General features: G+C 33.1%; 13 protein-coding genes. 2 read left to right on the forward strand and 11 right to left on the reverse strand.

Going from position 1 to position 11,885, the window contains the following annotated elements:
* Positions 1-27: 27 nt before the first annotated feature.
* The 3 genes from fabD to FHK87_RS11725 form a co-directional block, all read right to left on the reverse strand.
* Positions 28-909 carry an ACP S-malonyltransferase gene (gene fabD / locus FHK87_RS11715; RefSeq protein ID WP_140593032.1) on the reverse strand — a complete coding sequence of 294 codons (882 nt, stop codon included), beginning with the start codon at positions 907-909 and terminating at the stop codon, positions 28-30.
* A 101-nt stretch (positions 910-1,010) separates the two neighbouring features.
* Entirely contained in the window at positions 1,011-1,862 is an 852-nt protein-coding gene (locus FHK87_RS11720) for a fructosamine kinase family protein (protein ID WP_140593034.1), read from the reverse strand.
* Positions 1,862-2,806: a dihydrofolate reductase gene (locus FHK87_RS11725; RefSeq protein ID WP_140593036.1), complete on the reverse strand. Its 945-nt coding sequence runs from the start codon at positions 2,804-2,806 to the stop codon at positions 1,862-1,864. The genes FHK87_RS11720 and FHK87_RS11725 overlap by 1 nt, the downstream gene beginning before the upstream one ends.
* Positions 2,807-2,872: 66 nt before the next feature.
* On the opposite strand from FHK87_RS11725, the gene FHK87_RS11730 reads away from it, so the two are divergent.
* Complete coding sequence (locus FHK87_RS11730) at positions 2,873-3,955, forward strand: aminotransferase class V-fold PLP-dependent enzyme (protein ID WP_140593039.1); 1,083 nt, start codon at positions 2,873-2,875, stop codon at positions 3,953-3,955.
* A 131-nt stretch (positions 3,956-4,086) separates the two neighbouring features.
* Positions 4,087-4,383, forward strand: coding sequence for an isoamylase early set domain-containing protein (locus FHK87_RS11735; RefSeq protein ID WP_140593042.1), 297 nt, complete (start codon positions 4,087-4,089; stop codon positions 4,381-4,383).
* A 21-nt stretch (positions 4,384-4,404) separates the two neighbouring features.
* Here the strand turns inward: FHK87_RS11735 and FHK87_RS11740 are convergent, their stop codons facing one another.
* From FHK87_RS11740 to FHK87_RS11775, 8 genes are all read right to left on the reverse strand, one after another.
* Positions 4,405-4,686: a DUF427 domain-containing protein gene (locus FHK87_RS11740; protein ID WP_226294212.1), complete on the reverse strand. Its 282-nt coding sequence runs from the start codon at positions 4,684-4,686 to the stop codon at positions 4,405-4,407.
* Positions 4,687-4,734: 48 nt separating this feature from the next.
* Positions 4,735-5,709, reverse strand: coding sequence for an L-histidine N(alpha)-methyltransferase (locus FHK87_RS11745; protein WP_140593047.1), 975 nt, complete (start codon positions 5,707-5,709; stop codon positions 4,735-4,737).
* A 12-nt stretch (positions 5,710-5,721) separates the two neighbouring features.
* Positions 5,722-6,888 (reverse strand): ergothioneine biosynthesis protein EgtB, encoded by a 1,167-nt coding sequence (gene egtB, locus FHK87_RS11750; protein WP_140593050.1) that lies wholly within the window; start codon positions 6,886-6,888, stop codon positions 5,722-5,724.
* Between the two features lie 110 nt (positions 6,889-6,998).
* On the reverse strand, positions 6,999-7,424 hold the full coding sequence (locus FHK87_RS11755) for an energy transducer TonB (RefSeq protein WP_140593053.1): 426 nt from the start codon (positions 7,422-7,424) through the stop codon (positions 6,999-7,001).
* A gap of 25 nt (positions 7,425-7,449) precedes the next feature.
* Positions 7,450-8,274, reverse strand: a complete 825-nt coding sequence (locus FHK87_RS11760) for a thymidylate synthase (protein ID WP_140593056.1) — start codon at positions 8,272-8,274, stop codon at positions 7,450-7,452.
* A 159-nt stretch (positions 8,275-8,433) separates the two neighbouring features.
* Positions 8,434-10,137, reverse strand: coding sequence for a NupC/NupG family nucleoside CNT transporter (locus FHK87_RS11765; RefSeq protein WP_140593058.1), 1,704 nt, complete (start codon positions 10,135-10,137; stop codon positions 8,434-8,436).
* 68 nt (positions 10,138-10,205) lie between these two features.
* Entirely contained in the window at positions 10,206-10,823 is a 618-nt protein-coding gene (locus FHK87_RS11770) for a bifunctional nuclease family protein (protein WP_140593061.1), read from the reverse strand.
* An 89-nt stretch (positions 10,824-10,912) separates the two neighbouring features.
* On the reverse strand, positions 10,913-11,881 hold the full coding sequence (locus FHK87_RS11775; protein ID WP_140593063.1) for an electron transfer flavoprotein subunit alpha/FixB family protein: 969 nt from the start codon (positions 11,879-11,881) through the stop codon (positions 10,913-10,915).
* Positions 11,882-11,885: the final 4 nt, after the last annotated feature.

An 11,885-nucleotide genomic window follows, 5' to 3' on the forward strand; every position in this document is an offset into this window, starting at 1 on the left:
CTTATTGTTTGTGAAATTTAAGCCTTTTTACATCTGCGCAATCGCTGTCTCTGCAGAACGATCTATCTTTTTTACTAAACCTGATAATACCTTTCCCGGACCCACTTCTGTAAAGGATGATGCACCATCTTTGATCATATTTTGAACACTTTGTGTCCACTTTACAGGTGCTGTAAGTTGTGCTATAATATTCTTTTTTATCTCTTCGGGATTTGTAACTGCCGTTGTGGTCACATTTTGATAAATAGGACACATAGGTTTGGCAAAATTTGTTGCTTCTATCGCTGCAGCAAGTTCTTCTCTAGCTGGTTCCATTAATGGAGAATGAAATGCTCCTCCTACCGGTAACACTAATGCTCTACGTGCTCCTTTTTCTTTCATCCATTCACATGCTCTGTCAATAGCTTCGACTTCTCCCGAGATTACTAATTGTCCTGGGCAGTTATAATTTGCGGCTACAACAATACCTTCTGTCGCTTCACACCCTTCTTCAACTACCTGATCTTCTAATCCCAATACTGCTGCCATTGTAGAAGGTTGTAATTCACAAGCCTTTTGCATAGCCATTGCACGTTTTGACACTAATTGTAAAGCATCTTCAAATTGAAGTGTTCCATTGGCAACCAGTGCTGAGAATTCCCCCAGAGAATGCCCTGCTACCATATCTGGCTTAAAACGGTCACCTAATACTTTACTCAGAATTACAGAATGTAAAAAAATGGCAGGTTGTGTTACTTTGGTTTGTTTGAGTTCGTCTGCTGTTCCTTCGAACATGATTTTGGTAATTTCAAAACCTAGAATATCATTGGCTTTATCAAAAAGCTCCTTTGCAATTTCAGAATTATCATAAAGATCAAGACCCATTCCTGAAAATTGTGCGCCCTGACCGGGGAATACATATGCGTTCATATGATAAGTATGTTTAAAATTTTGACAAAAGTAAGGATTAAATAAAGAATAAAAGTTTGTAATCTTTGTATTACGTAAAAAGCAATTATAAAGAAATATGATCACAAGTACATTTCTATAATTTTTTGAGCTCTATTATAATAAGAACTTCCAAACAAGTTAAGGTGTACCAAAATATAATATAATTGCCATAGTGATAATCTAGTCTTCCAACCTTCTACCAGAGGAAAAGCCTCTTGATATGCATCAAACACCTCATTTTTGAATCCTCCAAACAGATGCATCATAGCAATATCCATTTCTCTAGATGCAAAAGCAATAGCCGGATCAATCAAACAAGGATTTCCCGTTGTATCTATTATATAATTACCATTCCACAAATCTCCATGAATCAAACTCGAAGATTCTTCAGGAATAATATCTTCTAAAGTTTTATAAAATGTATCCAAATGTTTAAATATAAATCCATGTTGTAAAGCAAGGTCAAATTGTGGTTGTAATCTTTGGGTACGATAAAATAACAAAGATGTACCGCATCGAGCATTATATTGTGGTAAACTACCAATATAATTATCGTTTTCAAAACCGAATTGAGGATCTGTATATTGATGCAACCTGGCAAGGCTTCTTCCAAATATTTGCCAAAAATCTTTACATGCTACATTTTGATGCATGTATGACAGTATCAAAACGGCTGTATCATTATATTCTCCGACAAAGATTACTTTGAGTACCGTAAAAGTATTCGAATCTCTTAGAAACGTTAATCCTTTGGTTTCGGCTTCAAACATTGCAGGAAAACGAGAAGCACTATTCGTTTTAACAACAAATTTTTGAGTACTGGTCTCTAAAGCATATACTTCATTAATATCTCCACCTGCCAAAGGAGTGACTTTACATATTTTTTCTAAAAGTTGTTTTTCTAAATACGCAATAACATCTGAAGACAACATTATCTTTTTACATAAGTGATATAGGTAAAAGGGTAATTATGTTTTTCATCTTGATCATGAAACTGTTCATTTTCTACTTCCCAGATATCTGCGTCGATTAAAGGAAAAAATGCATCTGCATCAAAATCTGCATGAACTCTCGTAAGTTCTATAACATCAGCATATTCTAGACCAAGTTTATAAATTTCTCCTCCTCCTATAATAAATGGATTTGAATCATTTTTGGCCATATTTAGTGCCTCTTCCATAGTTTGCACAACAATTGCTCCACTAGCCTGATAATTGGTATTGCGAGAGATAACAATATGAATACGATTAGGTAATAACTTAGGAAACGATTCAAATGTTTTGCGTCCCATAATGATATGATGTCCAGTCGTGAGCTCTTTAAAACGTTTAAAATCATCCGGCAAATGCCAAACTAAATCATTATCCTTGCCTAGAGCATTATTTTCTCCCGCCGCGGCAATCATTGTAATTTTTTGTATCACTTCTTCTATTTTTTCTTGATGGACAGTTGTGTCTTTCTGTTGTTTTATAAAAGCTTCTTTCTTTTTTAACAATTCGTCTTTAGGATACATCAAATCAACATCTTTTTGTATTAAAGCAATTTCTTCTTTTTGTTTTATAATCAATCTTTCCATTTGGCGATCAGTCCATTCTTGCCCCATAAATTTGCTAAATAACCACACATTACAAAAATGTAAGATCAATAAAAACGACCATAATAGTATAGCGATAATGTACCAATCTATTCCAAAAAATGTAATATCCTTTCCATAGCCGAAAACCAGATTTAGAACTACAAAAAATAACGATCCCACCAAAAAAACAATAAAATGTTGAAACAATCTCTTTTTTTGGATCACACGCTTACGTGCATGTTCATATAATTCACGTTGTAAAGGGTCTATCTGGTTAGATTCTTTATTTTTTGAAAACATATTTGTTATTACCTTAGTACTGAAAAGTAAAGATATAGTTTTTAACAAAAAGCCTTCAAAATACTTATGAAGAATTTTAGAAAAGAGTTTCCCATTTTAACACAAAACACCTATCTAAATACAGCATCCTCAGGCATTTTATACAATTCACTTCTAGAATATCGACAAGAACACGATCTTGATTTTTTAATAGGTGGAAGCATCTTTAGAGAACAACAACAACATTTTTTGACTACAGTAAAACAAAGTATAGCTTCTTTTTTGGGTGCTCCTAATAGTGAAATTGTATTAGTATCTAATTTCTCTACAGGATTCAATACCATACTGGAAGGTATCAATACCAAACAAAAAGTCCTTTTACTAGACGAAGATTATCCTTCGATTAACTTTGCGGTATTAAGCAAGGGATTTGAGGTCTGTTATGCTGAAGTAAATGCTGTTGTAGAAGAAAATATTAAAACTGCCATACAAAAACATAAACCTAATGTTTTTGCTTTTAGTCTTGTACAATATATAAGTGGTATTACAATTGATCTTGAATTTATAAAAGAACTAAAACGAGATTATCCGGATATGTTGATTATTGCCGATGCGACACAATTTTGTGGTACCAAAAACTTTGATTTTGAATCTTCAGGGATAGATATTTTAGGCAGTAGTAGTTACAAATGGCTACTGGGAGGATATGGAAATGGTTTTATAATATGTAAACAAAATATTTTAGAAAGTATCACTCCTACCTCATATATCAATGCAAGTACTCATTCACCCTATGATTCTTCATATACTAATTTGCAAGCACGATTTGAGTGTGGGCATCTAGACACTCTTACCTTTGGAAGTTTACAACATTCTATTCATTTCTTGACCTCTATTGGGTTATCTAATATTGAAAAAAAAATTAATGAATTAAGTACATACTTAAAGGATGAATTAAAAATCAAAGATCTTTTAGGAAAAGATATTATACAGCGTACAAACCATAGTTCTATATTTAATATCAAAGGAGATCAAAACTTATTTAATTTTTTGAGAGAACAAAATATTATTACCTCATTAAGAGGTGAAGGAATTCGAATCAGCCTTCATTTTTATAATACAATTGAAGACATTGATGCATTATTTTCTGCACTATATCGTTATCGTTAATATCTATTGTTAAATGTTAATTAAATTGTTGAATAGCTGCCAATTATGATTTTATGTTTTTAATAATTTGTAGTAACTTAATCAAGTATTTACAATCAACAATTAAATAATCAAAAATTAAAACAATAATTATGGCGATTACCAAACAGTATTTAAAATCAAAACCTATTTGCAAAGTAACTTTTATCGTACCTGCAAAAGAAGCAAAAAGTGTAAGTGTTGCAGGAGAATTCAATGAGTGGGATACCAAAGCTACTATACTAAAAAAATTAAAAAATGGTAATTTTAAAGGAACTGTAGATTTACCAAAGGATAACAAATTTGAATTCAAGTATCTTGTAGATGGAGAATGGACTAATGAAATGGAAGCAGATGGATATCAATGGAATGATTTTGCTGCTGCAGACAACAGTCTATTAGTTGTATAATATATAATAAGGTGTTGCAGGTTATTCTACAACCTCAACACCTTTCCAAAAAGCAACGTATCCTTCAATCTGTTTAGCAAGATCACTGGTTTTAGGATAATACCATGCAGCGTCTTGATTTTCTTTCCCTTCTACATTAATTGTATAATAAGATGCTACGCCTTTCCATGGGCAGTTTGTATGTGTATCACTAGATTTAAAAAATTCTTCTTTGATACTATCTGCAGGAAAATAATGATTGTTTTCTATTACTTTCGTATCATTACTTTCTGCTATTATTTGACCATTCCAGATTGCTTTCATTATATTTAAGTTTTATGATTTAAATTACAAATTAACAGTTAACAAAAATCAATCAGCCTTAGCAAATAGATAGTTCTTATAATTTTGACCGTTATCAGAAAAAGATTTAGTAATTTTTAATCCAGATTCTTTAGCTAACCATTTTACAATATCATCATCATATTTTTGAGAAATTTCTGTATGAATACTTTCCCAAGCTTCAAAATGAACTTGTAAAGATAGATTATCAATATCTACTGTCTGTTTTTCTTTGCTTACCAAATAACTTTTGGCAGTACCGCTCTCGGGATCATATGTCTCCCAATGTAAAAACTTATCGACATCAAAATTACCTTTCAACTCTTTATTGATTCGAGCTAATACATTTTTATTAAAAGCTGCTGTTATACCAGTTTGGTCGTTGTACGCATCCAAAACTTTCTGTGGATGCTTTTTTTGATCAAAACCCATAAAAATTAGATCCTCTGTATGCATTGCATTACATAACTGCTTTAAAAATTGAATTGCTCTAGGATGCAACAAATTGCCGATATTAGAGCCTAAAACCATTATTATTTTTTTACGGTCACTCATCTGTTTTAGTTTGTCTAAAACTTCAAAGTATTCTCCTATTTGCCCTTGCACTTCAACTTTGGGCATTTCTGATTGAAGATTATTCAAAAGCCCTTCTACTGCATTTTCACTAATATCTATAGGTTTGTAGACAAAGTCAAACTTATTTCCTATTAATTCTTTGAGGAGTATTTTGGTTTTCTTTCCATCACCAGCTCCCAATTCTATAAGATCAAATCCATTTTTATCAGTATCAAAACTATTCACAATCTCAAGAGCATGAGTTTCAAAAATTTCATACTCTGCCCTTGTGAGGTAATATTCTGGCAAGGCCATTATTTGCTGAAAAAGCTTGTCTCCTATTTCGTCATAAAAAAATTTGGAAGATAAATATTTTGGAAAAGCGGTTAATCCCTCATAAACTTCTTTTTCAAAAGTAGAAGTTAAAACTTTTTGATCTTTAGAACTCATGTAAAATTAGAATTATTTATCCTTTACTAATCGCAATCCAGTAAATTGCCATCTAAGGTTTGGATGAAAAAAATTACGATATGTAGGCCTTGTATGATTTTGTGGAGTAGCTACCGATCCCCCTCTCAGTACCTTTTGATTCACCATAAATTTACCATTATATTCTCCCAGAGCACCTGGAGCTTTAGTATAATTTGGATAAGGCAAGTATGCACTTTCTGTCCATTCCCAACGCTCTCCCCATTTAAAATAGGATTGAGCGGCTTCCCATTCAAACTCTGTTGGCAAACGTTCTCCTCTCCATTGTGCAAATGCAAATGCTTCATAATAAGAAATATGAGTAACGGGAGCATCCAACTGTAAAGCTTTTAGCCCTTGCAGTGTATAGTGCTGATATTGTCCTTCAATTTTGTGCCAATATAAAGGAGCGTTAATGGCTTCGTTATTGATCCAGTCCCATGCTTCAGCATGCCAAAGCAAACTATCTTTATATCCTCCTGCATTAATAAATTCCAGATATTCTTTGTTACTCACTAATTTGTCTGCAATTAAAAAATCATTCAGAAGTACTTTGTGTACACCTAATTCATTATCATAACAAAAGTCATCATCTTTATGCCCAATTTCATAAATACCTCCTTTTACTTCAATATAACTTGAAGTATCTATAGTTGCTAAAACCTCAGAAAAGGTATCATTATATTTTGGTAACAAAGGATTATTTCCCAAAATAAACTTGATATCTGTGATTAATAATTCTTGATGTTGTTTTTCATGATGAATACCTATCTCAACTAATGTTCTTACGTCAGAACTTTCATTTTCTTCTAATAAAGTTTGCAACTTCGAAGTCACATAATCGCGGTATTCATAGACTTCACTTACCGTAGGCCTAGACAAATTTCCTCTATTTGTACGTACTACTCGTTTACCTACACTTTCATAATAACTATTAAACACATAATCAAAGTCAGAGTGAAATCGTTTGTAATCTTTTATATATTTTGACAAGATAAATTCTTCAAAAAACCAAGTTGTATGTCCTAAATGCCATTTTGGAGGTGAGACATCTACTACAGGTTGCACTACATAATCTTCTACTTGAAGTGGTGCACAAATTTCTTCTGTACAGGAACGTGTTTCTAAAAATAATGTAAGTAAATCATCAGTAATAACCATAAAAAAGAGCGTTTACAATTTTATGCAAACACTCAAATTTACTGTTTTTTATTTTGTACTACTTTTTAGCAAGGTTAATCCAATGTTAAAATTAACATTTCTAAAGGGTATTATTGTGGCTTTCGAAATGTAATAGGAACAGTATAAGCAATAGCTATTGGTTTTTCTCCCCATAGCCCAGGTTTCATTTTGGGTATAGCTCTAATAATTTTTATGGCTGCCAATTGTAAATAACGATGACCGCCTGTAACTTCTAAAACCTCTACTTTACCTTTTTTATTGATGATAAATTCTATAGTAACTGTGCCACTCAGACCTTCATCAAGAGCTTCATCAGGGTATTCAAACTTTTGAATGATATGAGTTCTTAATTTTTGATCAAAACATTGTGAAGGACTTTGTCTAGATTTCTCACACTTAGGCCATATTGGGGATATCCCTTTTTCGTTTGCATTTTCTTGAGAAAGGATAATTGCATCTTGAGCAAAAGAAAATACAGTGGTTAAAAATGTCAATAATAGTAATAGTTTTTTCATAAGTAGTTCTTTTAAATTTGGGGTGTCAAACTGCCACAGTACCTTTGATATGAGGGTGCGGATTATAGTCTACTAACTTGAAATCATCAAAAACGAAGCCAAAAATATCTTTTACCTCAGAATTAAGGATCATTCTAGGTAATTTACGAGGTTCGCGTGATAGCTGTAACTCTAATTGCTCTACATGATTATTATAAATATGGGCATCACCAAATGTATGAATAAATTCCCCTGGTTCATAGCCACAAACTTGAGCCATCATCATAGTAAATAATGCATAAGAAGCTATATTAAATGGAACTCCTAAGAAAATATCTGCGCTACGCTGATACAACTGGCAAGATAATTTGTTATTTGCCACATAAAATTGAAAAAATGCGTGACAAGGAGGCAAAGCTGCCTTTCCATTTGCTACATTTTCTGAAAAAGATTTTGAAGTATCTGGCATTACACTAGGATTCCAAGCAGAAACAAGCATTCGTCTACTATTAGGATTATTTTTCAGTGTATCAACAATTTCTTTGATTTGGTCAATCTCATTATCGTCCCAGTTTCTCCATTGGTGGCCATACACAGGTCCTAAATCACCATTCTCATCTGCCCACTCATTCCAAATACGGACACCGTTTTCATTCAAATAATTAATATTTGTATCTCCTTTTAAAAACCATAGGAGCTCATACACTATAGATTTAAAGTGCAATTTCTTTGTAGTCACCATGGGGAAACCTTCACTAAGGTCAAATCTCATTTGGTATCCAAAAACACTTTTGGTACCAGTGCCTGTTCGGTCACCTTTTTCATTCCCATTCTCTAATACATGACGAACAAGATCATGATACTGCTTCATTTTCTAACTTCCTTAACTAAATTTATAATTGTTAAAATTTTCGTAATAAATCTCAAATATACAAAAAATAGGATTCTCATTTTAGTTAACTTAAAGATTATAAAATATACAGCAAAACGCCTTTAAAATTATATTTTCTTTAATAAACTACAGTAATTATTATCCTATTATCATTCCTGCAATAGTAGCAGACAACAGAGAAGCGATTGTACCACCAATTAAAGCCTTCATCCCAAACTCTGATAACGTCTTGCGTTGCCCGGGAGCAAGAGACCCAATACCTCCAATTTGTATCCCAATAGATGCAAAATTAGCGAAACCACAAAGCATATAAGTAGCCATAATCACAGATTTATTATAAGTAAGATGCAAAGAGTTTGCCGGGTTTTTAAGATCTGCTAATTGAATATATCCTACAAATTCACTTGCTGCTAGCTTAATTCCTAATAATTGCCCCATAAGCATCATATCTTCTTTAGCTACACCAATAAGCCACATCAATGGCGCAAATATAGTTCCTAAAACGGCTTCTAATGAAAATGCATCGTATGGTGTGTTGTTAGCTATAATTGTATTTAAATTAGTAGTTTCACCGATCCATCCCAATATACCATTCAACATTGCAATAAAAGCAACAAATACTAATAACATGGCACCAACATTTACAGCTAGTTTTAAACCTTCAGTTGTTCCGTTTGCTATAGCGTCCAAAATATTTGATCCTATTTTTTCTGAAGAGACACGTACATCTACATTAATTTCTTCTGTTTGTGGAAACAGCACCTTAGAAATAACAATTGCTCCTGGTGCAGCCATTACAGATGCTGCTAGCAGATGTTTTGCAAATTGCAATCTTAAAACCGGGTCATCACCTCCTAAAAACCCTATGTAAGCAGCAAGCACTGCTCCTGCAACAGTTGCCATACCTCCTACCATAACCAATAGTATCTCAGACTTATTCATCTTTTCTAAATACGCCTTAATCAATAGAGGTGCTTCTGTTTGACCCAAAAAAATATTACCGGCAACACTTAAACTTTCTGCTCCGGATATCTTAAGTGCTTTAGTGAGCAACCAAGCTAAACCTTTTACTACTTTTTGAATAATTCCTAAATAAAATAACAATGAGGTTAATGCTGAAAAGAAAATAATAGTTGGTAATACCTGAAAAGCAAAAATAAAACCAAAAGTATCCATATCTACAACTAAACCTTCAAATAGAAATTTGCTTCCTGCTCTGGTAAAGTCTAAAACACTAACAAATAAACCTCCAATCCATTCAAATACTGTTTGCACAAACGATATCTTTAAAACCCCTATTGCAATTATCAATTGAAATCCAACACCTAATCCGACCGTTTTCCAATTAATTGCTTTTCTATTACTACTAAAGAGGTATGCAATCGCTAGTAATACCAGCATTCCCAAAAGACCTCGCAATAAACCATTCAAAGAAAATCCCTGATTAGGTATTAACTGTGCAGTTTCGGCAACAGTGGTTTCTTCTTTAACTTCTTTTTGAGCACTCAAAGAATATACCACTCCTTTTTTAGAGAGGACTAAAGTAGAATCTGTAACTTTATTGACTTTATATTTTATTATTGAATCTTCGGCATGTTCTAAAAAAAGGAGAAGAACATTGTTTTGCATTAAATAATCTCCTTTTGAAGATTCTTCTTGTGTAGCAAAAGAATAAGAAAACTGACCTTTAACAAACTGAAGGTAATCGCCTTTTTTTGCTTTGAGTACTTCTCCTGAAGTTTCTTTGATGTTTTCTAAAACCCATTTTTTCTCGATGGATTGCGCAAATGATGTTGCAAAAACAGAAAATAAGAACAGAAAAGTTAGTAATCTTTTCCTCATAAAAATTGAACTCATTTAAAAATATAATTTATCCCCCTCAAAAAGCTGTATATAAGCGAAAGGCAAAGTTATCCTCGTTTAGAAATTTCATCACGAATTCTTGCGGCTAACTCATAATCTTCATTAGAAACTGCCTGACCTAACATTTTATTAAGTTCTTCGAGTGATAAATCTTTATAATTAGTTTCTTTATCTGCTACTTCTAAGTCATCAGATACAAGTTCGTCAACCAATAAGCTATCAGGGTTACTCTCATCATCTTTTTTGGGATTCACTTTTAGGTAAATACCTGCTTGATCAAGAATATTTTTATACGTAAATATAGGTGCTTGAAAGCGTAGTGCCAGTGCTATTGCATCACTGGTTCTAGCATCTATAATCTCTTCAATTTTATCTCTCTCACATATCACACTAGAATAAAAGACTCCATCTACCAGCTTATGGATAATAACTTGTTTGACAACAATTTCAAATCTATCTGCAAAGTTTTTAAAAAGGTCATGAGTAAGGGGCCTTGGTGGCTTTATCTCTTTTTCTAAAGCTATTGCAATAGATTGAGCCTCAAAGGCTCCTATAACGATTGGTAGTTTTCTTTCTCCATCTAACTCACTCAAAATCAATGCATATGCACCATTTTGGGTTTGACTGTATGATATTCCTTTTATATTCAGTCGAACTAAACTCATATTGCTCCAAAATAAAAAAGGACCGTTTGAACATACGGACTTTTATGTAAGTTCAAACAGCCCTCAATATTGAGCACAATTTATGAAAATTATGCGTTATTCGACTTAAATTCCTTTAATTTTTCAATAAGTTTTGGCACTACTTCAAAAGCATCACCAACTATACCATAATCTGCAGCTTTAAAGAAAGGTGCTTCGGGATCATTATTAATCACTACTTTCACCTTACTTGCATTTATACCCGCAAGATGTTGTATCGCTCCAGAAACTCCTACTGCGATATATAAATTAGAAGCAACTGGTTTTCCTGTTTGACCAACATGTTCTCCATGTGGTCTCCACCCCATATCACTTACTGGCTTAGAGCATGCTGTAGCCGCTCCCAGAACATCCGCAAGATCTTCTATCATACCCCAATTCTCAGGACCTTTTAACCCTCTTCCTCCAGAAACAACTATTTCTGCATCTGCGATAGAAACTTTGTCTGTAGCTTTATCTACAGAAACAACATTTACATTAAAATCTTCTTCGGCAAGAGAAGGTTCAAAAGCTTCTGCTACTGCTGCTGCTGAATTTTCTTTTAATCCAAAAGCATTATTTGAAAGACCAATTACCTTGACATCTGTTGTTATCTCTGTAATATTAAAAGCTTTGTTAGTAAATGCAGTACGCTTTACCTTGAATGGAGATGCTCCTTCTGGTAATGCTACAACATTAGAAGCATACCCTGCATTCAAATTTACTGCAAGTAATGGTGCTAAAAACTTACTATCGGCAGAAGAACTAACAACCACAACTTTTGCATCTTCTTTTTCTGCTGCTTGTTTTAATGTATCCGCATAAGCTTTTGCATTAAATGTAGAAAGTTTATCATTTTTAACTTCTAAAACTTTATCTACACCATAAGCACCTAATTCGTTGCTATCTCCACCATGTATACTTACTGCGGTTACAGTCGTTCCTAACATATTAGCAATTTCCTTTGCATAAGATGCTACTTCTAAGGCTGCTTTTTTAAATTTACCGCCTTCACTTTCTGTATAAACTAAAACTGACATATAT

The sequence above is a fragment of the Aquimarina algicola genome (assembly GCF_006443095.1).
Lineage (GTDB): Bacteria > Bacteroidota > Bacteroidia > Flavobacteriales > Flavobacteriaceae > Aquimarina > Aquimarina algicola.

What these genes read in the sequence shown, in the direction of transcription:
- fabD (WP_140593032.1), bottom strand. Translation starts at nt 909, where the DNA reads ATGAACGCATATGTATTCCCCGGTCAGGGCGCACAATTTTCAGGAATG.
- FHK87_RS11720 (WP_140593034.1), bottom strand. Translation starts at nt 1,862, where the DNA reads ATGTTGTCTTCAGATGTTATTGCGTATTTAGAAAAACAACTTTTAGAA.
- FHK87_RS11725 (WP_140593036.1), bottom strand. Translation starts at nt 2,806, where the DNA reads ATGTTTTCAAAAAATAAAGAATCTAACCAGATAGACCCTTTACAACGT.
- FHK87_RS11730 (WP_140593039.1), top strand. Translation starts at nt 2,873, where the DNA reads ATGAAGAATTTTAGAAAAGAGTTTCCCATTTTAACACAAAACACCTAT.
- FHK87_RS11735 (WP_140593042.1), top strand. Translation starts at nt 4,087, where the DNA reads ATGGCGATTACCAAACAGTATTTAAAATCAAAACCTATTTGCAAAGTA.
- FHK87_RS11740 (WP_226294212.1), bottom strand. Translation starts at nt 4,686, where the DNA reads ATGAAAGCAATCTGGAATGGTCAAATAATAGCAGAAAGTAATGATACG.
- FHK87_RS11745 (WP_140593047.1), bottom strand. Translation starts at nt 5,709, where the DNA reads ATGAGTTCTAAAGATCAAAAAGTTTTAACTTCTACTTTTGAAAAAGAA.
- egtB (WP_140593050.1), bottom strand. Translation starts at nt 6,888, where the DNA reads ATGGTTATTACTGATGATTTACTTACATTATTTTTAGAAACACGTTCC.
- FHK87_RS11755 (WP_140593053.1), bottom strand. Translation starts at nt 7,424, where the DNA reads ATGAAAAAACTATTACTATTATTGACATTTTTAACCACTGTATTTTCT.
- FHK87_RS11760 (WP_140593056.1), bottom strand. Translation starts at nt 8,274, where the DNA reads ATGAAGCAGTATCATGATCTTGTTCGTCATGTATTAGAGAATGGGAAT.
- FHK87_RS11765 (WP_140593058.1), bottom strand. Translation starts at nt 10,137, where the DNA reads ATGAGGAAAAGATTACTAACTTTTCTGTTCTTATTTTCTGTTTTTGCA.
- FHK87_RS11770 (WP_140593061.1), bottom strand. Translation starts at nt 10,823, where the DNA reads ATGAGTTTAGTTCGACTGAATATAAAAGGAATATCATACAGTCAAACC.
- FHK87_RS11775 (WP_140593063.1), bottom strand. Translation starts at nt 11,881, where the DNA reads ATGTCAGTTTTAGTTTATACAGAAAGTGAAGGCGGTAAATTTAAAAAA.